Here is a 26,564-nt window from a genome sequence, read left to right on the forward strand (position 1 = left end):
GTTTATAGAAAGAGCGATAAGCTCATGTTGAAACTGACGAGATAAAATATCTCTTGTTTGATTTTGCGAACAAAATCAATTTACTCACTCGTTGTTCAGTTTTCAAAGATCAAATTTTAATTTGGCTTTTCTTGGGCCGGATAAATAATATATCATACTTTTTCGATCCATACTACTGGTAAATAATACCTGTAGGTGATCCCTTGAATTTTTGAAGTCCATCTAACCATTGCATCACAGCCTATCTTACGGCCGGATAAATAATATATCATTTAGGTTTCCTGATTACTACATGTAAATTATACAAATTAGTAAGTGACTTATCAAAATCAATTCTATTACTGTACTCCTCATATACTTTTGAATTTTTTTCTTCATTATATACCGTATATGTACCATGAATCTTTGAGGCTTCACAGCGCGGCGTTTCGACGGGGAGAAACATTCATAACCTTCAGTCAAAGCGTATTTACGAACGTGCTGAGCTAAAAGACGCTGGGACCAGACTTCGTAAGAATAGCCCAACTCTCCATCGGAAGCGTTAGACAAGGCTAGTTTATTTACATGGTAACCAAGTTCTGTAGTCTTTTCGTTGATATGTTTGATGCTTGCTTCAAAATCATCGAGCATCTTGTTCATAGTGCCCCCTATTGCTTTTCTTTTCACGAGAGAATAATCAATGTTAGCGGTAATATCCCCCCTTTGCATAACGTCGATTGGCGTACTCGATATCAGCTTTTGATCCGCTATTCCATTCCCCGCCATGAATAAAAATAATTAATCCAATAATAATTGATAAAAAATAACCGCTGCTCTTTCTGAGGACAGCGGTTATTTTTTATCGAATACTTTAGGTAGAAGCACATGAAACTTTTTAAGTCAGAAACTTTCATGGAAAATAAGAACAGCTTTTTGACCAAGTTCTTGAGATAATTTATTTTTTTTGAAATTACGAATCTTTGGCCGACTATGTTTAGTAATTGTATCAATCATAAGTACTTTTTTTGAGATATATCTATAATCAAAAAGGAAATTATTATTTATATAAACATATCAAATTTTTATATAGTAGGTATTATTTATTTGGAATATGTTTATACTGAGCGAGAAGTGAGCTGAATGAATGGTCTTATGGTTTTTAAAAAAATATTCATAAAGATAGGAAGAAAAAAGATGTGCAATATAATCAATCATCTACCTTTACGACCTACCATAGAAAAGGACGAAAGTATATCAGGATATTTTTTTAGGCTGGTATATAAAAATTGTTTTAATTCTGCAAACACATTGATAAAGGAATTAGGTTTATCCTATACTCAGGCTGTAAACAGTGACTTTCCTCTTTCAGCAATTGAAAACCTATCAATTAGAACAAATACACAGAATTATCCTTATTACAAGCACACTTATGCTTGGAGACTCAGATTAATTACCAGTGATTGGTTTAATAAAGTATTACTGAAAAATAAAATTAAATACTGTCCGGTCTGTATTAGTTTAAAGCACTATCATCGTTTGCATTGGGGAATTCACTCTTTACATTTATGTTTAATACATAAAACTAGATTGCAAGATTGTTGCGCGACTTGCTCTTCACCTATTACTCATAGCACTTTTATAAGAAATGAATGTGAAGCTTGTAATTCCAAATTAGAGAATGCAAATTTTGAGATATGCCAAAATGCGTTGCTTCTTGAATCTCAGAAAAGAATATATGAAGCATTGCTAAACCAAAATTTAATTCTGCCGAATATTGATAGTTTCTCTGAATATCTTAAATTGGCGTATGGAAGTTTTCACTTGTTAATTGGTGCTAAGCATTTTATAGGAATGAAGGAAGGTGTTATTATAGCTTTTTATAATCAAAGTAATCATCGCAAAAATGGTTATGATCAGGCACTTGCTTATGCAAATGTTTATTGGATGTACAAAAACTTCCCATACAACTTTTATTTTGTTTTAAATGATTTTATTTCAAGAAACAAAGGCAGCAGAAATTTTTACCCTAGATTAAAAAAATTTGAGTTTTTTGTTCAATCCTCGGAATTTATTTGGTTAGAAAGAGCTTATCGGTCGTTTTTACTACAAAAATGTGAGGAAGGTACGATCAAAAAAGATTTATCGATTTTCAATTGATGTTTCATACTTATGTTTAAAGAAAAGTAATAATATATGACGAGAAATCAAGAAATGAGTTTGATCTATATATTTCAGCTACTGCACTTCCACGCATACAGTTTGAAAAAGTACAATATCTTTCAATTAATTCATAATTTAAAAAAAGCCACTTAAGAAAATAATTGCTCATAGTTTTTTAAAAATTGATAATAAAAGTTAATGCCTAAAGAAAACATTATTGTTTAAAGTAAATCTTAAACGATATCGAAACATTGACAAAGTTGCTTTAGCTCAATTAGATATTAGGCTAAATGCTTAATAAAAATTGATTTCAAATCCTCAACACTTTTATTCTGTTGCAAAAGCACTTCGAGCTCATACACTGTTATTTTTGAATTATAAAGATCATAAATTATTGAATTCATAATAGTTGTAAGAGAATGTACTCTATAATATTTTCTTTCTATACCGGTTTCTTCAGTAATTCTTTGATGCGATATTGAAACCCCTTCTTTATATAATTTACATATGGCTGTTATTGCATTCTCAAGTCTTATACGTTCTGTTTCAATTTTATTTATTTGGGTTACTTCTTCTTTCCTTTGGATATACCAATTTATTAATTCTGGCATTTGACTCTTGAATAAAGTTCATCCTCATGTAACCATGATCTTTTACCGACCCAGTTCACTGCTATCACCTCTAAAATGACATTTTATTATCAAGTTTTAATTGCATTCTTATAAGCCATTGTTGCCGAAAAAAGTTAGCGTTAATCAAGAAAATAAATAACTGAAAGTAAAAAATGCCTGAACCATCAAGGTCGCAGGCACTGACATCTAATTCAAGTTTAATGACAAAACATATTCTATATAATGACAAAACTAATTACAACGGACATTCTCCCTGTGTGTTCGCTATAGACATTATTCAATATAACATACAAACGTATAATATATTGATACTTTACAACTTACGTTATATACTATTATAAATTTATACACTGGGGGTAAGGTTAAAATGTCCATAGCTTCGGAGTTGAGCGGAACGAAGCCCGATTCACTCAGCTTTTTACATGGGGTTAAAGATTGTATTCCTACATTGCTCGGTTATGTATGTATTGGGTTCGCGGCAGGCATTGTGGGTGCCTCATCAGGGGTTAGCACCATGGAAATTGCCTTCATGTCAGCGCTTGTGTACGCCGGAGCCTCTCAGTTTATTATGTGCTCGATGCTGGCTGCAGCCAGTCCTCCATCCGTCATTATTTTAACGACATTCATTGTGAATGCTCGTCATCTGCTGTTAAGTGCGTCGCTGGCTCCTTACTTTTCTAAATATTCATTGTGGAAAAACATAGGCATCGGCGCTCTTTTGACGGACGAATCCTTTGGAGTAGCGTCGGATAAATTGGCTAAAGGCGGGCAGGTCAGTGACCGCTGGATGAACGGGCTTAATATTACAGCTTATCTCGCTTGGATTGCATCCTGTGTGGCGGGAGGGGTTCTCGGGAACTGGATTTCCCGGCCGGAGGCTTTTGGTCTGGACTTTGCCTTGCCTGCGATGTTCCTTGCCCTGCTTATTTCCCAGCTCCAAAGTGTCCAGACCTCCAAACTCAAGCATCGTCTGCTGCTTGTGCTATGTATGGCTGTTCTGATGTACCTTTTGTCCTGGTGGGTGCCATCACATATCTCCGTCATTGTAGCAACCATGATCACCGCAACGATTGGAGTGTTAACCGACAAATGAGCATTAATCCCAATGTCCTGTATATCATTATCGGTGCCATGATTGTCACGGCGATCCCAAGGATCATTCCTTTTGTCGTGCTGCAAAGACTGGCGCTTCCCAAGCCAGTGCTACAATGGCTTTCCTATATTCCCATCTGCATATTCACAGCCCTCGTGATGGAAAATCTGCTCGTCCGAACCGAATCCTCAGTCACTCTTAATGGGCAAGTACTTATGGCTGTCTTTCCTACGCTAGTGACCGCCTTGTGGAGCAAAAACCTGCTGGCTACCGTCGTTGTCGGTATTGTGAGTATGGCTGTAGTTCGACTATTGTGGTGAAGATAAAAATGCCCTCCTACAATAGGAGGGCATCTGCCATTTCTTATGATCCACCTGTCGTCCTTACTAACGAGGGCGACAGATCTTCTTCCTCAAAACCACGTTCTCGAAGAATGTGGCAATCCGTAAATTGACGCATCTGACGCATACCTCTACTATCAGTAAGCATATCTTCAAGCACAATCAATCAATATTAACCCAAGGTTCTCCATTCTTTTTTTACATTTTTTACTTTCATTATAAAAGCAAACGGGCAGAATTTAAATCGAGTTCCATCACATATCGTTCATCCCCGTGAATATACTTAATAACCAACAAGGCCAAACTGTGCCGTGTATCCACTTGGGGGGTGCCTAATAATGCCGGAACCACGCCAGCCATATTCATTCGTCGTATCCCGCGAAGATTGGTCGCTGCATCGCAAAGGGTACCAGGACCAGCAACGTCATCAGCAGAAGGTCAAAGATGTCATTAAGCAAAATCTACCCGATCTGATAACGGAAGAAAATATTATTATGTCGGACGGTCAACAGATTATTAAAGTGCCGATTCGCAGTCTGGATGAATATCGCTTCATTTATAACTATCAAAAGCAAAAGCATGTAGGCCAAGGGGATGGAGATAGTCAGGTGGGGGATGTCATCGGACGTGATCCTGCCTCCCAGAAGCCTGGTAAAGGTGAGAAAGCCGGCGACCAGCCGGGACACGATATTATGGAAACGGAAGTCAGCATAGAAGAACTGGAAGATATGCTGTTCGAGGAAATGGAATTACCGAATTTACAGCAAAAAGATAAGGATCAAATTGAGGTTGAATCTATCGTGTTCAATGATATACGTAAAAAAGGCATGCAAGCGAACATTGACAAGAAACGAACCATTCTCGAAAATCTGCGCCGCAACGCCCGTGAGGGGAAACCGGGCATTCATCATATTAGTCCGGACGATCTTCGCTACAAAACATGGGAAGAGAAGACCATTCCCCAATCCAACGCGGTGATTATAGCCATGATGGACACATCAGGCTCGATGGGCTCTTTTGAAAAATATTGCGCTCGCAGCTTCTTTTTCTGGATGACCCGCTTTTTGCGCCGTCAGTATGAAAAGGTGGAAATTGTCTTTCTCGCGCATCATACCGAGGCTAAAGAGGTTACGGAGGAAGAATTTTTTACCCGCGGAGAAAGTGGCGGCACGATCTGCTCTTCGGCTTATCTGAAAGCACTAGAGATTATCGACAAACGATATCCTCCTTCCAGCTACAATATATATCCCTTCCATTTCTCGGATGGCGATAACCTGACCTCGGACAATGAGCGGTGTGTGAAGCTAATCGAGGAACTTATAAAGCGAAGCAATATGTTCGGCTATGGAGAAGTGAATCAATATAATCGCAGCAGCACGCTGATGTCAGCCTACAAGAATATTAAAAAGGATCAGTTTATGTACTATGTCATCAAGGAAAAAGGTGAGGTATACCAAGCCTTACGTACCTTTTTTCGCAAACGGGAAGGGGGAACGGTGGGATGAGCACCGACCAGAAGGAGCTAGAATATGCGATATCAGAAATTATGGAGATTGCAGATGGATTCGGGCTCGACTACTATCCGATGCGGTATGAGATTTGTCCGGCGGATATTGTATATACGTTCGGAGCCTATGGTATGCCCACGCGCTTCAGCCACTGGAGTTTTGGAAAAACGTTTCACAAGATGAAAATGCAGTACGATTTTGGATTGAGCAAAATCTACGAGCTGGTCATTAACTCCAATCCCTGCTATGCCTTCCTGCTGGAAGGAAATTCTTTGGTGCAAAATAAACTAATTGTTGCCCATGTGCTGGCACACTGTGATTTTTTCAAACACAACGCCCGCTTTTCAGCTTCTAATCGCAATATGGTGGAGAGTATGTCGGCCACAGCAGATCGAATCAACAGCTATGAAATGGAATACGGTTCAAAGGCTGTGGAATCCTTCATTGACTCTGTACTGGCGATACAAGAGCATGTGGATCCACAGATCATCAAACCAAGGCATCTGGATAAGCAGCGCTACATGGAGCTCAAAATTCGGGAGCAGAAAGAACCTGGAAAACGCCACCGTCCCCCTGGGCCTTACGATGATCTGTGGTCACTGGACACAGTGAAGCAGCATGATCCCGCCGAGACCGAGGGCATCAAGGTACGCAAGTTCCCACCGGAACCTGAAAAAGATATCGTCTGGTTTATTCAGGAATTCTCGGAGGTGCTAGAGGACTGGCAGCGGGATATTATGACGATGCTACGGGACGAAATGCTGTATTTCTGGCCCCAAATGGAGACCAAAATCATGAATGAAGGCTGGGCCTCCTATTGGCACCAGCGGATTGTAAGGGAACTGGATTTGACCGGGGAGGAAACCGTTGAATTTGCGATGTTGAACGCTTCAGTCGTACAGCCTTCCAAGCAAAGCCTAAACCCGTACTATTTGGGGCTGAAAATATTTGAGGATATTGAAAAACGATGGGATAACCCAACCCGTGAGGAACAAGAGCGACAAGGACGCAGATCGGGCGAAGGTCGAGCTAAAATGTTCGAGGTACGAGAATTCGACTCAGACACCTCTTTTATACGCAATTACATGACCAAGAAACTGACAGAGGATTTGGATCTGTACGTGTTTGAGAAACGGGGACCCGATTGGAAAATTACCGATAAATCCTGGGAAAACATACGGGATCAGCTTGTGTTTTCACGTGTGAATGGAGGCTCCCCTTATATCGTCGTCGAGGATGGAGATTACCTGCATACGGGCGAGTTGAAGCTCAAGCACCAGTACGAAGGCATTGAGCTGGATTTAAAATATATGGAGCGCACACTTCCGTATGTATATCAGCTGTGGGGGCGCACCGTTCATTTGGAAACCATGATTGAGGGTAAGCTCGCCTTATTCTCATATGACGGTAAGAAACATCATCGCAAGTTTGTATAGATATATAAAATCAATAGCCATCCTAATTTAAAAAGGTGCATTCCGAAAAAACGGATATGCGCCTTTTTTTAAGTATTTCATACAACCTTAAGCAACCTTCATTTCTTGCCAATTTCAGGACGCCTGTTTCGTTTTAGATCAGGGGTGTATTATACTATTATAATAAATGACCCACGGGTCATACATGAGAAGCAGAACGAGGAGCGTTGATATAGATGAACACCCATCCCAGCTTTCGTGAAGTACGTGAAAGTGACCAGCAGGTATTCCCAATCGCCTGGTACGCCGTTGGCTGGTCCAAGGAACTAAAAAATAAACCGCTTAAAAAGCGACTGCTTGGCAAAGATATTGTCCTGTACCGTGACGATCATCGTCAGGTGCATGCCATCCATGCTTATTGCCCGCACCGTGGAGCTGATTTGTCGCTCGGCTATTGTCAAAACGGGCACATCACATGCCCTTATCATGCATGGTCTTTCGATGAGAGTGGGCAGTGTGTGGATATTCCGGCACATCCGGGAAGGGCTATTCCTGAATTTGCTCATACCTATGCCTATCCCGCGATTGAAAAAGCCGGTCTGCTGTGGGTATATCCTCAGGCCGTGGGCTCAAAGTCTGAGATAAACTCAGGGTTGGGGACATCTACATCCCCACCTCCTCTGGAGATTTTTTCCGAGCTGGAGGACCCTTCTCTCATTTTGTCTCCTTACGATTCCGTGTGGAAGGCACATCTGACGAGAGTTGTGGAAAGCGTGTTGGATGTCGCTCATTTGCCAATTGTTCATAACAAAACGATCGGTAAAAAATCCTCCACCGACATTCATATCGAGTTTGAAGCGGATGACAATCATATTCGAGTGAAAAACGGGAAAGGTCTATTGCAATATGCCTTTCCACAGCAATGGATTTTGACTCCCGCCAAGGAAGGACGCAGCAAGTTTATTAATTTCGTCACCTTCACTCCGATTGAGCAAGAGTTAACGGCCATCTACGGACTGGCTGGTCGTAATTTTGCCAGATTTGTACCGGGCATAAGCCATATTTTCTCCAGATACAGTGGCAAGGTACTGGAAGAGGATCGGGCCGTGGTGGAAAGTCAGCATCCGCGTCCAATCCCAGAAGCGCTGCGAATGGAGGCACACGTCCCTGCTGATGGACCTCAGGTTCGGTTTCGCAACCGCTGGTATGATTTCCTTGTCAACGATGAGCCTCGTGTACGACTGAATCCAGGAACTACTTCCCCTTAAATTCGACGATGTAGCTTTGATTGAGCTGTTTTCCACCTTCCGAAATGTTCTGGTACATGGATAAAAACCGGGCGGATGGGCTCCATACCGTTGGGCTGTCATAGGATTGGATATCGGTCGTAACCGGAGTGGTTTTACCCGTGGACTGGTCAAACACATACAGCCCTCTCATGCCTTGCTGATCCTCATCATAAATGGAAAAAGCAAGCTTGGACCCGTTATTGGACCAGCTTCCACGACTCATTAAAGTACCTTGACCGACGATTCCTTTCTCTTTGCCCTGTTCATCCAAAATGATCATACGGGCTGGTTCGGATGTATTCCATTTCCGCTTTTCAATGGCAATAGACTTACCGTCAGGCGACACGGCAAAGGACATGACACCCTCTGCAATGGTCACAGCCTGAGGATGATTGAGGGTGAACCGATTCAGCACCGGATACCCTTGTTTATCACTGCCTGTATAAAATATGGCGTTACCCACTTTTTCGACATGAGACATCAATTCAGAGCGATTCGGATCTTGAAAACTCAATTCTTCAGCCTTGCCGTCCAGACCAATCAGCTGGATTTTACCATCCGGTGTGCCTGTAATGAGATCATTCTCATCGCTCCAGCTCACTTCGTTAGTCATATCCAGCTTGCCAATCGGTGTAACCTTACCACTGCTTAGTTCCAAAATGTAGCCCTGAATATCATATTTGCTGCGGGTGCTACCTTCAGTAAAAAAGACATGGCGCTGATCCGGTGATACCACAGCAAGTAACTGTGGAGCCTTACGACCTGGTGTTAAAATCCGCTCCTTGTTTGTCTCTACATTATGAATCCACAGCTGGGTTTTACGCTCGACAATCAGCTCTTCGTCGCTCAGCCAAGACCTCGCGTAGACATCCCCCAGTCTGTCGATAGACGATACCACCAGCTCGTCCGTTACTTGCTTCTGGGCTGTATCCGTGTCAATCACAGTAAGTTGTTGGCCCGGTTTCATACCGAATGCTGGATTTGTCTCTCCTGCGCTCTTCATGCCGCAACCACTGAGTAATCCCCCGGCGATCAAGCCGATCATGAGCACCCCCGTGGCTTTCTGTCTCAAAACTCTTGTACGGGAACCTTCGCGATGAGAGAAGCCGTTCTTATGCCTATAGCTGTCTATGTTTTTCTTTATCATATACAACGGCCTCCTTGTTAACGATACCCCCAGTTTAATAGCCGAACATCTCATGAATACATCGAATTGTTTCCAAATTGTAAACAAGACATCATTCTATCTAGCCCTGTGCTAACAATCGGCCGTTTACAGGGAGCCATCGTGAACCAAGAGGGGGAGTCTAAGCGAAAATTCATTCCCACTTACATTCGTATGGCCGTTGCCATTTTCCAACCCACTATGATCTGAAGCTGTAAGCTGCAACTCTCCCCCCATGCGCTCCGCCAGTCTGCGTGCCAGAGGAAGACCGAGTCCGGTACCGCTGTCCTGACGAGATCGATCACGACTTAAGGTAGCGAACGGCTCAAAAATCATGTTCCATTGCTCCCTAGGAATCCATGGACCGGAATTACGTATATACACCATCACAGTGTCCTGTTCTACCCGATTCGATAACGTAATCCATCCACCATCCCGATTGTACTTCACTGCATTATCTAGCAAATTCAATACAATATGCATCAGATGCTTAGGGTCTCCCCACACCTGGGCAGGAACGGTATCTATTGAAAAATTCAGTCCACGCGCCGCCGCTTTCCCTCGAATACGGCTCCCCGCATCTTCCAGTAACGAATGCAGTTCCACATCCTCCGTATGCAATTCAAAATCATATTTATCCAGCACAGATAGCCGCAGCGAGTCCTCGACAAGCTCGTATAGCCGTTTTGTTTCCTTACTGATACTTTCTCTTGCTTCACGCAGCAGTTCAGGGTCGTCCCCATACATATCCAGTAAATCAGCATAAGCTTGAATAGAGGTTAACGGAGTCTTTAGTTCATGGCTGATATTTCCAATAAAAGATTTTTGCTGCTGCTCCAGCTCTCTCAAACGCTGAACCGCTTCTTCCAGCCGGAGCTTTTCGTTTTCCAGCGCGGTAATGCTCTCCCGGATCACATGACTCATCTGGAGCATTCCCTCATCCAGTCTTCCCAGCTCATCCTGCCGCCGCAGCAGTCTGACTTCTGGATAATGCCCTGCCGATATCTGTTCGGAAGCCCGAGTCAGTCGTCCGATGTCCCTTGTCTGGCGGCTGACATAGCCTAAACCCAAAATAAAGCTCAATACCAGCACCGCACCCCCCGTCCATAGAAACAAGTGGGCAATGGCCCGGTAGAACTGCTGCTGTGCTTCTGTTGAGCTGTGAAGCTGTACCACTCCCAGTAAGCCGTCTGGACCTTGAAGCGGAGCCAAATAAGTGATTGCACTTCCTTCCGTAATATACGCAATTTTGCCTTGGATCGCATAGGAGAGCGCCTGGCTGACATCTGTTCTAAAAGCCAGCGGTAGAGAATTGCCAACCTCATGCCCCTGACCATCATATAAAATAACACGCATATTACTGGATACGCCCAGTTCCACTGCGAGCCCAGGTGCCTGCTTCTTCATAAAGTCTTCCGGTGATTGGCGCACTCCCAACAGGTAAGACTGTTTTACACGCATTTCTACAATTTCGGCCTGACGCTTTAAGCTGCGTTCCATTTGATCTGTCTGGTTAGCGCGAATACCAGTAAGCACGAGCCAGCTCAGCACACCCACAGTAAACAGCAGCAAAGCCGCCAGTACCAGCGGAAATTTCCAACGCAGGCTCAAGCCTGTAGGTTTGCGTTTGCGCTTCTGTTGGTCGGTGGACCGCAAGCTTCCTTGCTGATGGAGTGAATGATGTTCGTTCACGTCATTCTCTCTGCCTTATAGCCGATACCATACACGGTCTGCAATATCGCCTGGTGTGGCTCAAGCTTCTTGCGCAAACGCTGGATATGAATATCCACCGTACGCGTTCCGCCCACATAATCGAAGCTCCATACCTGCTCCAGCAGCTCGTCCCGTGTATATACCCTCCCGGCATGAGACACCAACAGCGCTAGCACATCAAACTCCTTGGGGGTCAGATCCAGCGCTATGGCTCCAAGTTCAGCTGTTCGGCTGGACGGACGTACCCGTAATGGGCCGAGGACCACTTCTGTTCCTTCCGGGGCAGGCGCTCCTTCTCGCTCCAGTCTCCGTACCAATGCTTTAATACGAGCGAGCAGCTCCCTCAGGTCAAACGGTTTGCTCATAAAATCGTCCGCACCCAGCTCCAGCCCGAGTACCTTATCAACGATATCGTTTTTGGCCGTCAGCAGTAAAATACCGATGCCCTTCCGACTTTCCAAACGGCGGCACACCTCATATCCACCCAGTTTGGGCATCATTACATCCAGTATGAGCACATCCGGATGGAACAAACGCACTTTTTCCAAGGCGTCCTCCCCATCAACGGCGGTTTCCACCAAAAAACCCTCTCGCTTTAATGCATACGCCAGCGCATTCCGAATGCTCGCCTCATCGTCCGCTATCAGTACTTTTTTATCCATGTCCTGCCCTCCCTGCATAAAAAAACCACTCCAGCTACCTATGTTCCCGCAAATAATAATGAATCAGACAGGTATGACATATAAACTGCTCACGTGGATCGTTAAGATCAAATTCTGTCATGTCGCGTATCCGTTCTAATCTGTATTTTACTGAGTTACGATGTATAAAAAGATAATTGGCTGTATCTACCAGACTGCCTCTGTTTTCCAAATAATAAAATAACGTTTTGAGTAAGTCACTGCCATGTGAGCGATCATATTGCTGAAGTCTCCCCAGCTTGCGTTCAAATACATTTGAAAATTCCTCTTTGTCCATCGCTTCTCCAAGCATGTAGTGCATCTCTATATCGCTGTATTTGCATACACGTTGATCAGGATACAGCCGCTGGGCTACAGTAATGGCACGACGTGCTTCATTGTAGCTTGGCAGCAGCTCCCATAACTTTTTGGCACTTCCGATGCCTAAATAATAATCGGCGGTACCCCAGGCCTTTTCAGTCGACCAGTTTTTCAGCGTATCACTCCAGGACATTTCCTGATCAGAGCCAGGTACGTTCTGGTGATCATTCGGCTGAAGAGTTGGCAGAAATAATATCGCACGATTTGAACGAAACTCAATATGAGACACCACACGCCGTCGGGTCGATTCCATACTCAATAACCCAGAAAGAATCTCTTCTGGCGGAGCCGCAGCACTTTCCAGTACAGCCACCTCCCAGTCATATTCCGGGTTGAATCCCAATTGACGACCTCTCCGCTCAACCTCATGCCGCAGCGGCAACGGAGGTGTCATTAGCTCATCTATAAAGTTCCCCCGTAGTCGGCTTTCCGTATCTTCTACCGCCTTTTCACGCATGAGTTCCAACGCCATCACCAGCCGTGCCTGCTCAATACCAACCTGCTCCATATCATCCAGCTCATTGCGGGCAATAACCAACTTGGCAACTGTACGTTTATCCACACTAATGGGAAAATGACGAGCATCTTGTACCTTCGCCCACTCCCATTCTTGTGGTGAAGTGACAATGACTTGACCTCCATTATCAATCAAAGCAACCGGAGCTTTAAAAAGCTCTGCTATATTATCGCTTACAGCCTGTATGCCACTGTTCTCCAGCACCATCGTCGTTAACGTTCGATAGATTTCTTCCGAACGTCGCAGCAGCTCTGCCTGTCGGTTCAACACCATATCCATGACACGCTGCGTAATATCCGTATAGGGAATATCGGCTGGAATCTCAATCACAGGAAGGCCGCAGGCATTGCTTTCTTCCAGCGCACTATGAGGGATTTCCGTGAGAAAGCGGGTAGGCTTGATCACAAGCGCCGCCGCTCCGCCCTGATGCAGTAATTGAATAATTTGGCACAATACCTCAGGCTCATGACGGATCGAATAAGCCGTTGTCATCAACAATACACCTTCCCGGACCCAGCCTTTCAGGTCAGGGACTTCCATAATGTCAATAAACCGGACAACCCGGCTTAGCCCCTGTTCTCCGCTTAATACCTTCGCCTCCTTCAACACGGGTATTGCCATGAGCTCTTGAACTGTTACACCCGGTATTTTCATAAAGACAGACCACCCTGCTATTTATTTTGCAAAATCCTTACTTCATCTAATTTTCAGGATAGTGTACCAAAAAAGTGTACAAAACAAAACCTTTTACCGCTTGGTCAAGTCTATCCACACCAGCCCATTCCTATCTTTAGGAGCTCAATGGAACCTAAATAAACCGCCCTTTTCTGGAAAAGGCGGTTTATTTTAATATTCAACTATTTATAATGAGGTTTAAGAACTATCCTGCTTGTTCTCCACACGAAGCAACTGCTAGCGTACCGACACGGCTGCACCCAACGCCACAATCGGATCAATAGCCCGAATACCCAGTGTACGCTCCAGCTCTGGCGCAAAGTTCATCGTTACAAAACCTGTGCAGGCAAGTACGATTACCTCAGCTCCCTTCTCCTGAAGCCGCAGCGCTGCTGCTATAGCCGCCTCTTTACCTTGTGGAGTGTTCAAGTCCAGTGTCGTATGCACACCTATGGGACGCTCTGTACCGATATAGGAATTGCCCAAAATGTGGCGAATCAGCGGCGGAGCCTCCTCCAAAATGGTCAACACGCCTACATGGCTGGCCGATGTCAGAGCCAAGAGTGCCGCACAAGACCCCGCCCCGTATACAGGTACAGATACAGCTTGACGAGTTTCCTCTAGCGCCGGATCAGCCGCGCAGCTAATACCGATAGACGTACAGCCTTGTTCAACGAGTTGTTGCGCCGCAAGCACAATTTTAGGCACCGCTTCCCGGTCTGTGATATCATCGTAGATTCCTTTCGGCTGATCAGGGATACATACACTGGTGACAGGCAGCCCGTAGCGCTGCTCAATGACCCGGCCGTGAAGGTCGATAGCTGCTTTGTCCTGCATGGTAAGCACTCTGATCATTCCAAGCATGATAACTTCCTCCCTTTTATCTCTCTAGCAACTGACCAGCCTTCATCATTAGACGATCATCCAGATATACATCCGGTTTTTGTACGACTCCGTCAATATGTACACCCGCAGCGACAGTTCCCCCGAAGGTATTATTGCTGCCAAAAGCGACATGAATCGTGCCATACACTTTCTCGTCCTCTAACACAACACCTGTAATGCGGGCTTTATCATTCGTTCCAATACCAAATTCGGCCAGCATTCTACCATCGCCTTCGCCGAGCATATCCAACAGGGACTGTCCGGCTTCCCCTTCTGCGGCGATTAATCTGCCATTTTGCACCGTCAGCAGCAGCGGCTCTTGTAAGGCACCGATTCCTGCTACAGAACCGTCCACCACAATCTGACCCTGTGCCGTTCCTTCCAGTGGAGCAATATACGCTTCACCGGAAGGCAGATTGCCCGATTCGCCAGGATTCAAATACATACCTGTGCTGGGAACGCCGTTGCGCCCTTCTATGGTAAAGTTCAGGCTATATCCATCCTTTTCAATCCGTACCTGCTTGGCAGCAGTCAGCAATGCGGTTACCTCTTCGGTCAGCGCCTTGACCTTCGGATAATCAGCAGCGATTGCTCCATTCATGAACATATCGTCTGTCATACCAGGCATGGTCGCCAGGCGTGCTCCAGCAGCTGCGGCCTGCTTACGGGCACTTGTATGTGTCAGCGAATACCGGGTGACACATACAACAACGTTGGAGCGAAGCATGGCTTCGGCAACAGGGACTGGAGGCTCCTCGCCCGATTTGGAGCGAACCTTCATCGTCAAAATAGCTGCTTCTGCTCCCAGTGCCTTGCCAGCCTCATATATGGACTCGCCCAATTCTTTTTTATCATCGTCGGTTACGACCAGAAGCGTCTCCCCAGCGGTAAGTCCCAAACATTTTTGCAATACATTTTTACTGATTTCAATACGTTGTTGACTCATAGTTCTTACCTCCAATTTTTAGCTCCTTACACCATTTCCGATACCAGTTTGCCAATCAAGGCATTGGACAATACAACGGGAATCCCTGAGTAATGCGCCGCTAGCTCTCGATGCGTTTCCGTATAGCCCATGCAATCCAGCACGATCAGATCGGCTTGATTCTTGAACTGTCCGGCTGCTCGGCAAAATTCTTCCTCACTGCCACTGTAAGGCGAGGCCGCCGCAAACTCTGGATTCAATCCATAAGGACTGAATTTAAGCTTGAGGTTATTCTTCTGTTCTTCGAGCGGTCCAATGAGACCCAGTCTTCTTCCGCTGGACATGGCCTTTAGTACAGGAGGAAGCACTTGATCTGGCTCAATTAGAAAAGCGCTTTGGGTATGTAATCCAGGAAACACACCGGTACAGAGTAGCAAAATCGTACGTATGCCTTGCTCCTCCAAATGTGTGATTTTTTCCTGGAGCAGCGGCTGGATTTTTTCGCGTGAAATGACCACCGACTCCCCGGTCGTCAAGCGCGAGGTTAATACATATTCTCCCGGTGACGGTGATAGATGCTGTTGTATATAGTCCAATGAGAGCCCATCCAGCGCACCGGCCTGTACCAGCTCTGCCCGTCCTTCCAATGCCCTTTCTACGATAGGGGCCACATCTGACCGAGGGGCTTGCCCAATCGTAATCATCCCAAGCTTATACATTTTGAACCCCTGCTTTCGCTTCATTTTATTTTACGCTCCTGGCGACAAAGAGCAAGCCCGCGGTCTGCCCTTATTTCGGTTCTGGTGAATAGTTTTAACTTATGTTACTGCAACTTTCCTAACATAAACAATGTTCGTTCTGACCAAAACAAAGGCTTATTTGTTGTGCATAAAGGATAAAAAAACAAAATCATAGCGCTATCATTACATTTTATCCCTTTTTAATGTCAAGAAATATAACGCAGTATAAATATCTCTTCCCTCACTGCCCTGCGCTTTGAAGTGTCTTACCTGTCCGTATATGCTAAAATACTTCCGTATCGGCTATTCGCCTACAGGAGGGCATGATCATGAAACAATCTATTTTGATCGTAGAAGACGAAGAAAAGATTGCCCGGCTTCTAGAGATCGAACTTCAATTTGAAGGCTATCAAGTATGTAAAGAAAAAAACGGAATTGATGGGCTGGAGACGTATTGCAAAGGCAATTGGGACCTAGTGTTGTTGGATATTATGATTCCCGGTCTCAATGGCATCGAGCTACTTCGGAGGATTCGTAAGCATGATGCGAACGTTCCTGTCATTTTGCTGACGGCTAAAAGTTCCATTGCAGATAAGGTCGAGGGACTCGATTTGGGAGCCAATGATTATGTTACCAAACCGTTTGTGATCGAAGAGCTGCTTGCACGTGTAAGGGCCGCACTCAGAGTGGGTGCAACGAAAGACATGGCTCCACAAGTGGTAGATAAATGGCTTAGTGCCGGGGATTTACGTCTCCATGAAGGTACTCGTGAAGTTCTTCGGGGAGAGCACAACATTGAGCTTACACCGCGAGAGTTTGACTTGCTCGTTCATTTACTCAGACACCAGCGGCAGGTACTTAGCCGTGAACAATTACTGGAGAATGTATGGGGCATAGATTATATGGGCGATACCAATGTGGTCGATGTGTATATTCGCTACGTGCGCAATAAAATCGACCCTACGCGCCAGCTCCCTGAGCTGATCCATACTGTACGCGGAATTGGTTATGTTCTGAAAGAATCCTTATGAAGCTACAAAACAAAATCCATACGTATACCTCGTTATTATTCGGGATTTTACTTATGGCCATTAACTTCTCAGTCTATTTCCTATTCAGCCAACTTTCGATAGACAGTCGAAAAGACCAGGTAGAGGCCGCAGCAGAAAACATGATTCGTGGGATTCAACGTGCTCCGGTATCCGTAGCCGCTGAGGATCTTCTCCGAGCCTATGTACCGCTGGATGGCATGCTTCGGCTAATGAAACCAGAAGGCGACTTTCTTCCCCCTATCACCTCTTCTTCCGAGCAATCTCTTAGCTTGATGAAGGGCGTTTTTGATGAAACACGGCAGGTTCGCATCATTACCTATGAAAGCAACCGTTACATTCTTGTATCGCTCCCCATGATTTGGACCAATGGCGAGGTTGTCAATCTTCAGGTGACCGAAAGTCTGCAACCGACGATGCAGACGCTACAGGTACTCAGAATCGTACTTGTTGCTGTCACTGGAATTGCGCTCATTCCTGTCGTGGTATCGGGAAGACTGCTCGGCAGACTGATTACACGTCCAATTACATCTATGATTAGCACGATGAAAGAAATTCAGCGCAGCGGGAAATTTAAACGTCTTCCGCTCCATTCATCATCACGCGACGAACTGGTCGAAATGGGTGAAACATTTAATGACATGATTGAACTGCTAGAGCGAAATTTCGTCAGGCAAGAACAATTTGTATCTAATGCGTCCCATGAATTGAAGACGCCGCTCACCATTATTGAAAGTTATGCCAGCCTGCTCAAACGGCGGGGGTTGCAGCATCCCAAGATTTTTGCCGAATCCGTTGAAGCGATCCATTCCGAGGCGATCCGAATGAAGGACATGGCAGAGCAGCTTCTTTTGTTGGCCAGAAACGAAGAACAGTGGAATATCGTGCTGGAGCCTGTACGCCTGACCAGAATAGCGACAGAATTAAAGGCTACATTTGAAAATGCGTTCGCCCGACAAATTCAACTGGATGTACAGGCAGACTGCATTGGCTATACCGATGAAAATAAGCTGAAGCAGCTCCTATTTATCTTTTTGGATAATGCACGCAAATACAGTGACGAGCCGATACACCTGATGATTGATACGATAGGCGATACAGCTCAACCCTGCATAAGAATCACAGACCAAGGAATTGGAATCCCAGAAGAAAAGTTATCTAAAGTATTCGACCGCTTCTATCGTGTGGATGAAGCCAGAAGCCGCGAGGAAGGTGGGACTGGACTAGGCTTATCATTGGCTACAGGAATTGCACAAGCTATACATGCTCAAATTGGGCTAGAAAGTGTAGAGGGGAGCGGAACAACGGCAACGATCATCCTCCCTACCGTTCCAAAATAATAAGCCAAAGGAGGGAATAACGATGAAAGCCATCTATGTGTGGATGATTGGGGGTACGCTGGCGGCTGTATTGATTACAATTTGTCTTTTACAGTGGCCTTGGGCACGGTCGTTAGCAGCTTCTCCATTGGAAGAAAAGGCCGTCATCCAATCCGTTTTGCATCAGTATCCCGGCGAGGTGCTCGAATCCCAACGCTTGGGTGATTTTTATCTGATCAGGCTGGAACGCGCCAAAGGGAAGTACGATATAAAAGCCAATGCCTATGACGGTGTCATCGACTCCATTAAGCGGACACAAGCTTATACAGATGTGAAGCAGGAGCCCCAAGACCACAATCCCGGTAACTCACCAACCAAAGACACATCGAATCCAGCTAATAAACCTGACCCGGTTTCTCTCGTTATTACAGAGAAAGAAGCAGCCAAGCTTGCTGCCAAAGCAGTTAACGGAACATCCGATGATATTGAGCTTCACCGCAACGGCAAAGGCCTCTATTATCTGGTTGAGGTTGAGGTGAAAAATGGGCGTGAAGCAGTGGTACAGGTCAATGCAGTATCGGGCTCTATCGACTCTATAACGTGGGAAAAAGCAAAACAGGAGCACGACGAATCATGAAGACTTGATGATCATCTCAGCTCATGTTTTCTCATGGTTTTCTCATGATTCTATTATGTTCCTCTCATGTTCAAGAGATAAGCTGTATTCATGCTAATAGCACAAGGAGGAATAATGTAATGAAAAAAAACTATACATTAGGAATTATGGCAGCTACGGTTCTGCTTGGAGTTACGGTTACGGGTGTCTCAGCGAATGCCGTATGGGCCACTAAACCTACGGGCCTTATTGGAGCGACCGCCGCTGCCAACATTGCCAAGAAGGCTGTGGGGAATAATGCACAAGTTGAAGATGTCGAACTGGAGCACAAGAACGGAAAAGTCTACTATGAGGTGGATCTCCAGCAAGGGGATAAAGATTGGGATATAGACATTGATGCTCATACCGGGAAAACCATCCGTTCCCATTCTGAGCTTGATCATGACTCGAATGACGAGTCCTCCCTTAACAAGCCAAATGACATCACCCTGACTGAAAAACAGGCTGGACAAATTGCGCTTAAGCACGTGCCCGGGAGTACCCTTTTGTCTTCTAAATTGGATAAGGAAGATGGACAATTCATCTACGAGGTAAAGGTACTCACCAACGAAGGAACCGTTGAGCTTGATATCCATGCATCATCTGGCGCAATCGTGGATACAGACGATGATGATGATGACAACGAATATTAATTAACCAGGTCATAATTAGGGTAACTAAATACAGAGCTAATTAAAACGGAGCAGCGAACTTTCGCTGCTCCGTCAGAGTGTCGAGAAAGTCCAGAGGACTTTTCGACACTTCTATTTTTATATGGGGAGACGCATCTTTTAAAACAAAAATCGATTTAAAACGATCTGAGGACCCTAGTTTTTAGACCACTAAGACAGTTTTAAACCCCCTGCAAAAAAACAGGGGGTTTCTCGACAGCCTGACGGAGCAGCGAACTTTCGCTGCTCCGTTTTTTTGACCCATGTGACACAGGAAAAGAACGAAGATGGCTCCATAAAACTGCACCTATTATTTCTTCATGAATAGACTGATAACTAACAGAGGATTACCTTTTTTCTTCAATCCAAAGTCAAGTGAGGTTCTTATGGCGAAATCCTATACTAAAGCACAGATTCGCAAAATCACCCGTCGTTTCGGCCTGATCCCGTTAAAATCAAGCTTAGTCTCATCATTATACCGAAAAAATGCAGTGATCCAGGTGAAAACGAAAAAGGGAACTTATGCATTAAAACCCTTTAGTCGTACAAAGATGGTCCGTTCAAATACGATTCAACAGATGGAACGAGCTGCGAGCCATATCAGGCTTTTGAAAAAGAGAAAGTATACCTACATGCCCGCATGGCTCCCCACTCATTCCGGCAAGTTATGGACTCTGTATCAGGGAACGCCATTTTATGTAAGTCAGTGGATCAAAGGACGGGGACTGGAGACCGCTGAAGATTTCGAAAAGCTGGGGCGGGCACTTGCCACACTTCACGCCACCTCCACCGGCTTGCATCAGATGGATAAAGGAAAGTCCCCTCCGACCATTCAACAATTGCGGATATGGAAAAACCAGGATCGTCTCTTTCAAAGAAAAATGACAAAAACCAGTCGACATGATAAAACGTACCGCAATTGGTACAATGCTCACGGCGAAGACTGCAAACGTTTATCCAGGCGAGCATGGAAGGATTTGCAGGATGCATCCATTATAAGGATGCTTCGGATGGAACATCGGCATCCCTCCTTGATACACAGTGATATCACTACCCCGAATGTCATTATTTCGGATGACGGTCATCTCAAAATCATTGATTGGGATCGGGTTAAGATCGGCTCAGCCTATGCTGATTTGGCAAAGGCCCTTATGAATACGACTCAATTCAACCCTGAATTTGTGCAATCCATGCTGAAGGGATACCAAAAACGCAAACCGCTAAGCCGTACTGAACGGAAGATTGTTACAGCTTTATATAAACTACCACGAGAAGCCTGGCATGCTTCCCGACACCCGAATCGTTCAAGAGATCGCGAAATCCTGGACAATTGGGATCAGTCGTGGCCTCTTCGATTACAAATCATCCATATTTTGCAGGAGTGGGCTCATGTATAAAAGAAAGTGAGGAGCAAAATGTCGATTTTATCGAACGTTGAGCAGATGTACGGAATCAAAATTCAGCGTAGCCGTCAAATGAAGGACATTCACAAGATTGAGACCGCTAATACGACTTATTGCTTAAAACCCTACAAATTCCAGGAAGAAGAGATCCGTTTTATTACACGTGTCTTGTCCTACTTGGATGAGCGCGGGTTTACACGCAGCCAAAAGATCTATCCAACAGTACAACAAGCGGCTTACATGACCTATGAAGGTGTTTCGTATACATTAACCAATTGGGTTCATGGACTCAGACCAGAATTCACCAAGAGAATAGACTTCAAAAAGGGAATTGCTACTTTAGCCAAATTCCATTCCAGTGCCGTGGGCTTTCCTGTCACTGAAGCTCCGCCATCCAGAATCCGTTATGAAGGCTTGAGCGATGAAATAGCTGGATACAAAAAACGCCTCATCCCATACAGAGGCACAGCACATCTCGTAGCTCTTTGTGAGGAAGTGTCCCATCGCCTACAGCAGCCCAAAGTTAGAGAAGCCATTGCTCAGGAGCAAAAAGTCGCCGCATTTATACACGGCGACTATAATTATCCCAATCTGATTAAAGACAAACAGCTCAAAATCCATATGATCGACTTTGAAAATTGCTCCCTACATGTAAGGATGAAAGATCTCTCCCATCTTCTTCATCGGAATTGTCTTTGGAATGGGACAAAGATGCTGCGCGCGATAGATTACTATCAACGATATCGTCCATTGAGCACCCATGATTTGCATCTGCTTCACGCACTATTGATCTCTCCCTATCATGTGGTCCGCAATATCAGAATAGGCGGCTTCCGTTCTGCCAAGCGAGTCATTCCGTCGTTCGCGCATTTGAACAAATACCGACGTGAACTTAGATCACTCTTATAAATCTGTCAGCTTGGAACTAAACAAAAAAACAGACCCGATGAAGCGGTCTGTTTTTTTGTGTTCTGACAACCAACTACAGGAAAAGCGCAAGCCGCTAAAGCCAATCGAATTGCTGACTGTACCGGTACAACCAAAAATATATAGCATTGTAAACAGCACTTCCCCCTTCTACAATGATGCTAAGACTCAATGCTCAATGGTTTCGAGAAGAGAATTTGGGAAACTAACAATAGAGGTGATTGTACATGTACACCATGACAAAAGAAGAAATAAAAGCTTATTTAAACAGAATTGGAATTCCCGAAATTCAGTCTCCTACCCTTTCCTATTTAGTTGAACTGCATAAGGCTCATGTAAAACATCTTTCATGGCAAACATTGGACATTTTTGCAAGGAAGCCGGCAGCCATTGGCTTTCAAGAATCCGTTCAACTCATTCTACATGGGAGAAGTGGTTATTGTTTTCATCTGAATGGTGCCTTTAGTGCACTACTATATTCACTAGGGTACAAAGTCTCTCTGCATCGTGCCGGGGTACAACCTCTGGGAGCTGAACCACGCATTAATTCATTTCATCTTGGACTAACAGTGAACTTGCTAAATGAGCATCATGAAGATGAAGTATGGATCGTTGATGTCGGGCTGGGCGATATGCCATATGAGCCTCTTCCACTCCGTATGGGGACTTATGAACAAGCCCCTCTTCATTATAAAGTTATGGAATCCGGAGTTGTTACAAAAGGTTGGCGCTTAGAGCATGACTCACTTGCTTCATTTGTTGGCGTTGATTTTTCCCCTGCGGTTGTTCAGGATTTGGAAGAATTTATGCCGAAACATCATTTCTATAGCCGCTCAGCGGAATCTCCATGGTTTAACCTGTTTCTGATTCGGCAAAGGCAAGCATTAGAGGCGAATGAACTCAGAGGATGTATTTGGAAAAGACGCGGGCTACACAGTTTGGAAAAAATAGAACTGGATAAGAAGTCGCAGTGGCTAGAAGTGTTGGCAGATGTATTTGGCGAGCCGCTCGTTAACTACAGTCGCCAGGAACGGGACGAGTTATGGAAAAGAGTACTTGCGGCTCATATAGAATGGAAAAAGTCTATGACTGAATCGTTACAGTAGTGAAGCCTCCAACGTAAGGATAGCCTTCAAGCCACATCTTACACCTTTAGCATTTCCGAGGAGTGCTGCAGCATTTCCAATTCCTTCACCATGTTTTCGATCAGCTTAGTGAACGAAGCCAATTCCTCTGAGCTGGAAGCCTGTTGCCGGGCACTGGCTGTTGTGACAGCTGTTTCGGATTGCACACTGTCAAGCATACGGGCAATATCCAGCACCTTGCGCTGAATTTGCTCCTGTGCTTGCTTCGAATTAGATGCAAGCTTTCGCACCTCCTGTGCCACAATTTGAAACCCGCGCCCTGCTTCCTGCGCATGGGCAGCTTCAATCGCCGCATTCAGTCCCAGCAGATGAGTCTGATCGGACAGTTCCCGGATCGTACCGCTCATCTGCTCAATATGCTTAATCTCGTCACTCAAATGCTGTACCAATTCCTCTGTATGTTCCTGCGAAGAAGCAGTGTTGCAGGCACTCTCCGCGATATTATCCGTATTTTCCCTAAGCTCAGCAATCATCCCGGTCAAATTTTGCGCAATTCGGGACACAACGGTCAACACCTGCGTTTGTTCGTCGGCCAGCTCGTTGATTTGTTCCTTTTCCTTTTCCTGATAAGCTTCCAGTACAAGCTGGGAATCCAGGTTGAACATTTTGGAAAGAGCATGCACAATAGAAAACCAATCCTCTATCCCCGAACGTTTTAAAATGTCGACTGCAATATCAAGATAAGCAATGTACGTGCCTAAATAATAATCGGAAGACAATCCGATTCGGGAATGTACCTGCCCCACAAAAAGACGGTGTTCGATAAACTGATCATCTATTTTTCCATCTGCGAGAGAAAGCCAGTATTCACGTTGTGTTTGTTTTAGTCGTTCAATATTCGACCATTTGGAAATAATCGACATGAGATGCGGAACCTTTTCTACATGCTCATAAAACCGATCGACCACCTCATTCACAATAGATTGGAATAGTCCCTGATAATGATGCAATAAAGCCAAATCATCATCAGTAATACCAATATATTGTATCTGTTTTAATCTACTCTCCGCGACATGAATCATAAGTTCCTCCAAATAATAGTTTACATAGATTTTACATTACCATATTTATCGGCAACTTTTTAGAAAATGTTAAAAAAGCAGAAGATTGATTATGATTTTTTTCATAGCAATTTCAGAAAAATTATATATAAACTCAACTGCTTAATGATACAAAAAAAGAATCCGGCAGCACCTGAAATCCCCTGTGCTTGCCGAATTCCCTCTACGAAACACGTTCATCGGATACCTCACAACCGTATGACACCATCCAGATCAACCCATGGTTTCACCATACTGTACTTGTTTATTATTCGTCTTACCGATTCAGGAGGCTACCTACATACCTTAACAGATCGTTGGCGCTGGCTCCTGTGTAGCCGTGCTCCTCAATCAGTCGCTTAATCACCTCATTCATCCGTTTGAGCTGATTAGCGTCAGGCGTTTTGGTCGAAGTCGTAATCTTCACAATATCCTTCAAATCGGCGAACAGCTTCTTCTCAATGGCTTCTCGCAGCCGATCATGATGATGATACTCAAACTTTCGTCCCTTGCGAGAATACGCGGAAATACGGATTAATATTTCTTCACGGAACGCTTTTTTCGCATTTTCCGATACCCCGATTTGCTCCTCAATAGAGCGCATGAGCCGCTCATCCGGGTCGAGTTCCTCATCTGTGAGCGGATCGCGAATTTTCGCCCAATTGCAAAAAGCTTCGATGTTATCCAAATAGTTGTCAAACAGCGTCTTGGCTGATTCCTCGAAAGAGTACACAAAGGCCTTCTGCACTTCTTTTTTCGCCAATTCGTCATATTCCTTACGAGCCACGGAAATGAAATTCAGATACCGCTCCCGTTCTTCCTTTGTGATGGAGGCATGTTGATCCAGACCATCCTTAATTGCTCGTAAAATGTCTAGGGCATTGATGGATTCCACATTTTGCTTAATCAATGCACTAGAAATACGATTAATGACGTACCGCGGGTCTACCCCGGACATACCTTCCTCCAGAAACTCACTTTGCATTTCCTTCAGATCGGCTTCCTTGTATCCTTCGACCTCTTCACCGTCATACATGCGCATCTTTTTGACCAGATCCATCCCCTGTTTCTTCGTCTCCTTCAAGCGGGTAAGCACGGAGAAAATGGCAGCCGTTCTCAGCGCATGAGGCGCAATGTGGATATGTCTCATATCACTTTGATCAATGAGCTTGGCGTAAATCTTTTCTTCCTCAGATACTTTCAGGTTATAAGGAATCGGCATTACAATCATCCGTGATTGCAACGCCTCGTTCTTTTTGTTTGCAATAAAGCTTTTATACTCGGATTCATTGGTGTGAGCCACGATCAGTTCATCTGCACTGATGAGCGCAAACCGCCCAGCCTTAAAATTTCCCTCTTGGGTCAGAGAAAGCAAATTCCACAAAAACTTCTCATCGCATTTCAGCATTTCCTGAAACTCCATCAGTCCACGATTCGCTTTGTTCAATTCTCCGTCAAACCGATACGCACGCGGATCGGATTCCGAACCATACTCTGTAATCGTGGAAAAGTCGATGCTGCCCGTCAAATCAGCAATATCCTGTGACTTCGGATCAGAAGGACTGAACGTACCAATACCAATCCGATTTTCTTCCGATATAAATACCCGCTCCACGCGGACCTTTTCAATATCACCATCAAATTCCGTGCGCAATCTCATCTGGCAGGATGGGCAGAGATTACCTTCAATCCGTACACCCAGCTCCTTTTCAAAATCGGGACGCAGCTCATGGGGAATCAGATGCAGCGGGTCCTCGTGCATGGGGCAGCCTTCAATCGCGTATACGGCTCCCTGATCCGTTCTTGAAAATTTCTCCAGACCACGTTTTAGCAACGTGACCAGTGTCGATTTCCCCCCACTAACGGGTCCCATCAAAAGAAGGATACGCTTGCGAACATCGAGCCGCCTGGCTGAGGAATGGAAATATTCCTCCACCAACTTTTCCAGCGCTCGATCCAGTCCAAAGATCTCCTGCTCAAAAAATTTGTATCGCTTATGTCCCCCAACCTCTTCTACACCAAAAGATTCAATCATCTTGTAAACCCGTGCATGAGCTGTCATCGCCGGCGTCGGGTCTTTCTTGAGTATCTCAATATACTCTCTAAAAGTGCCGCTCCAGGCCAGACGGTTGTTTTCCGCCCGGTACTCCGCAACGCGTTCAAAAATATTCATGCTCGGTTCCTCCCATGACTGCGTAATGACTATCCTCCACTCCTGATGATTATGGCTACACTCGTCACGCCTTTCAGGATATGA

At 44.9% G+C, this 26,564-nt stretch carries 24 protein-coding genes; 13 read left to right on the plus strand and 11 right to left on the minus strand.

Features of this window, described 5'->3' with window-relative positions; translation table 11 throughout:
- Nucleotides 1-288 precede the first annotated feature (288 nt).
- On the minus strand, nucleotides 289-666 hold the full coding sequence (locus ACL9RM_RS17110) for a hypothetical protein (protein WP_250267897.1): 378 nt from the start codon (nucleotides 664-666) through the stop codon (nucleotides 289-291).
- A 453-nt stretch (nucleotides 667-1,119) separates the two neighbouring features.
- Between ACL9RM_RS17110 and ACL9RM_RS17115 the strand changes: the two genes are divergently transcribed.
- Entirely contained in the window at nucleotides 1,120-2,136 is a 1,017-nt protein-coding gene (locus ACL9RM_RS17115) for a TniQ family protein (protein ID WP_250267896.1), read from the plus strand.
- 284 nt (nucleotides 2,137-2,420) lie between these two features.
- Here the strand turns inward: ACL9RM_RS17115 and ACL9RM_RS17120 are convergent, their stop codons facing one another.
- Complete coding sequence (locus tag ACL9RM_RS17120) at nucleotides 2,421-2,750, minus strand: hypothetical protein (RefSeq protein WP_250267895.1); 330 nt, start codon at nucleotides 2,748-2,750, stop codon at nucleotides 2,421-2,423.
- A 388-nt stretch (nucleotides 2,751-3,138) separates the two neighbouring features.
- Here ACL9RM_RS17120 and ACL9RM_RS17125 point away from each other — a divergent pair, with 388 nt between their 5' ends.
- The 5 genes from ACL9RM_RS17125 to ACL9RM_RS17145 all read left to right on the plus strand — a co-directional run bounded on the left by ACL9RM_RS17125 (nucleotide 3,139) and on the right by ACL9RM_RS17145 (nucleotide 8,396).
- Nucleotides 3,139-3,864, plus strand: coding sequence for an AzlC family ABC transporter permease (locus ACL9RM_RS17125; protein ID WP_061831425.1), 726 nt, complete (start codon nucleotides 3,139-3,141; stop codon nucleotides 3,862-3,864).
- Nucleotides 3,861-4,184 carry an AzlD domain-containing protein gene (locus ACL9RM_RS17130; RefSeq protein WP_039269810.1) on the plus strand — a complete coding sequence of 108 codons (324 nt, stop codon included), beginning with the start codon at nucleotides 3,861-3,863 and terminating at the stop codon, nucleotides 4,182-4,184. Before ACL9RM_RS17125 ends, ACL9RM_RS17130 begins: the two co-directional genes overlap by 4 nt.
- 359 nt (nucleotides 4,185-4,543) lie before the next feature.
- On the plus strand, nucleotides 4,544-5,710 hold the full coding sequence (gene yhbH, locus ACL9RM_RS17135) for a sporulation protein YhbH (protein WP_025723949.1): 1,167 nt from the start codon (nucleotides 4,544-4,546) through the stop codon (nucleotides 5,708-5,710).
- Nucleotides 5,707-7,149 (plus strand): SpoVR family protein, encoded by a 1,443-nt coding sequence (locus ACL9RM_RS17140; protein WP_250267894.1) that lies wholly within the window; start codon nucleotides 5,707-5,709, stop codon nucleotides 7,147-7,149. Before yhbH ends, ACL9RM_RS17140 begins: the two co-directional genes overlap by 4 nt.
- A 215-nt stretch (nucleotides 7,150-7,364) precedes the next feature.
- On the plus strand, nucleotides 7,365-8,396 hold the full coding sequence (locus ACL9RM_RS17145; protein WP_250267893.1) for an aromatic ring-hydroxylating oxygenase subunit alpha: 1,032 nt from the start codon (nucleotides 7,365-7,367) through the stop codon (nucleotides 8,394-8,396).
- Here the strand turns inward: ACL9RM_RS17145 and ACL9RM_RS17150 are convergent.
- The 7 genes from ACL9RM_RS17150 to ACL9RM_RS17180 all read right to left on the minus strand — a co-directional run bounded on the left by ACL9RM_RS17150 (nucleotide 8,383) and on the right by ACL9RM_RS17180 (nucleotide 16,101).
- Nucleotides 8,383-9,564, minus strand: coding sequence for a WD40 repeat domain-containing protein (locus tag ACL9RM_RS17150; RefSeq protein WP_250267892.1), 1,182 nt, complete (start codon nucleotides 9,562-9,564; stop codon nucleotides 8,383-8,385). The genes ACL9RM_RS17145 and ACL9RM_RS17150 overlap by 14 nt on opposite strands.
- Nucleotides 9,565-9,690: 126 nt before the next feature.
- Nucleotides 9,691-11,274: a sensor histidine kinase gene (locus tag ACL9RM_RS17155; protein WP_250267891.1), complete on the minus strand. Its 1,584-nt coding sequence runs from the start codon at nucleotides 11,272-11,274 to the stop codon at nucleotides 9,691-9,693.
- Nucleotides 11,271-11,957, minus strand: a complete 687-nt coding sequence (locus ACL9RM_RS17160) for a response regulator transcription factor (protein WP_250267890.1) — start codon at nucleotides 11,955-11,957, stop codon at nucleotides 11,271-11,273. Before ACL9RM_RS17160 ends, ACL9RM_RS17155 begins: the two co-directional genes overlap by 4 nt.
- Nucleotides 11,958-11,991: 34 nt before the next feature.
- Complete coding sequence (locus ACL9RM_RS17165) at nucleotides 11,992-13,527, minus strand: PucR family transcriptional regulator (protein ID WP_250267889.1); 1,536 nt, start codon at nucleotides 13,525-13,527, stop codon at nucleotides 11,992-11,994.
- A gap of 258 nt (nucleotides 13,528-13,785) precedes the next feature.
- On the minus strand, nucleotides 13,786-14,412 hold the full coding sequence (locus ACL9RM_RS17170) for an aspartate/glutamate racemase family protein (protein WP_250267888.1): 627 nt from the start codon (nucleotides 14,410-14,412) through the stop codon (nucleotides 13,786-13,788).
- A gap of 16 nt (nucleotides 14,413-14,428) precedes the next feature.
- Nucleotides 14,429-15,379: an aminopeptidase gene (locus ACL9RM_RS17175; protein ID WP_235307896.1), complete on the minus strand. Its 951-nt coding sequence runs from the start codon at nucleotides 15,377-15,379 to the stop codon at nucleotides 14,429-14,431.
- Nucleotides 15,380-15,405: 26 nt separating this feature from the next.
- Nucleotides 15,406-16,101, minus strand: a complete 696-nt coding sequence (locus ACL9RM_RS17180) for an AroM family protein (protein ID WP_235307895.1) — start codon at nucleotides 16,099-16,101, stop codon at nucleotides 15,406-15,408.
- Between the two features lie 326 nt (nucleotides 16,102-16,427).
- Here ACL9RM_RS17180 and ACL9RM_RS17185 point away from each other — a divergent pair, with 326 nt between their 5' ends.
- The 7 genes from ACL9RM_RS17185 to ACL9RM_RS17215 all read left to right on the plus strand — a co-directional run bounded on the left by ACL9RM_RS17185 (nucleotide 16,428) and on the right by ACL9RM_RS17215 (nucleotide 23,228).
- Nucleotides 16,428-17,129, plus strand: coding sequence for a response regulator transcription factor (locus ACL9RM_RS17185; protein WP_076294949.1), 702 nt, complete (start codon nucleotides 16,428-16,430; stop codon nucleotides 17,127-17,129).
- The gene (locus ACL9RM_RS17190; protein WP_250267887.1) at nucleotides 17,126-18,487 is read left to right on the plus strand and encodes a sensor histidine kinase; all 1,362 of its coding nucleotides are present in this window, start codon (nucleotides 17,126-17,128) and stop codon (nucleotides 18,485-18,487) included. The genes ACL9RM_RS17185 and ACL9RM_RS17190 overlap by 4 nt, the downstream gene beginning before the upstream one ends.
- A gap of 22 nt (nucleotides 18,488-18,509) precedes the next feature.
- The gene (locus tag ACL9RM_RS17195; protein WP_250267886.1) at nucleotides 18,510-19,103 is read left to right on the plus strand and encodes a PepSY domain-containing protein; all 594 of its coding nucleotides are present in this window, start codon (nucleotides 18,510-18,512) and stop codon (nucleotides 19,101-19,103) included.
- Nucleotides 19,104-19,222: 119 nt separating this feature from the next.
- Entirely contained in the window at nucleotides 19,223-19,774 is a 552-nt protein-coding gene (locus ACL9RM_RS17200; protein WP_414126424.1) for a PepSY domain-containing protein, read from the plus strand.
- 404 nt (nucleotides 19,775-20,178) lie between these two features.
- Nucleotides 20,179-21,189: an aminoglycoside phosphotransferase family protein gene (locus ACL9RM_RS17205; protein WP_250267884.1), complete on the plus strand. Its 1,011-nt coding sequence runs from the start codon at nucleotides 20,179-20,181 to the stop codon at nucleotides 21,187-21,189.
- 18 nt (nucleotides 21,190-21,207) lie between these two features.
- A complete protein-coding gene (locus ACL9RM_RS17210) occupies nucleotides 21,208-22,104 on the plus strand; it encodes an aminoglycoside phosphotransferase family protein (RefSeq protein ID WP_250267883.1) in 897 nt (298 codons plus the stop codon).
- A 245-nt stretch (nucleotides 22,105-22,349) separates the two neighbouring features.
- Nucleotides 22,350-23,228, plus strand: a complete 879-nt coding sequence (locus ACL9RM_RS17215; RefSeq protein WP_250267882.1) for an arylamine N-acetyltransferase family protein — start codon at nucleotides 22,350-22,352, stop codon at nucleotides 23,226-23,228.
- A 38-nt stretch (nucleotides 23,229-23,266) separates the two neighbouring features.
- Here ACL9RM_RS17215 and ACL9RM_RS17220 read toward each other — a convergent pair whose 3' ends face one another.
- Complete coding sequence (locus tag ACL9RM_RS17220; RefSeq protein ID WP_061831409.1) at nucleotides 23,267-24,289, minus strand: globin-coupled sensor protein; 1,023 nt, start codon at nucleotides 24,287-24,289, stop codon at nucleotides 23,267-23,269.
- A 295-nt stretch (nucleotides 24,290-24,584) separates the two neighbouring features.
- Complete coding sequence (locus ACL9RM_RS17225) at nucleotides 24,585-26,480, minus strand: PrkA family serine protein kinase (protein WP_165176125.1); 1,896 nt, start codon at nucleotides 26,478-26,480, stop codon at nucleotides 24,585-24,587.
- Nucleotides 26,481-26,564: the final 84 nt, after the last annotated feature.

The organism is Paenibacillus sp. S29 (assembly GCF_049319765.1).
Taxonomy (GTDB): domain Bacteria; phylum Bacillota; class Bacilli; order Paenibacillales; family Paenibacillaceae; genus Paenibacillus; species Paenibacillus polymyxa_B.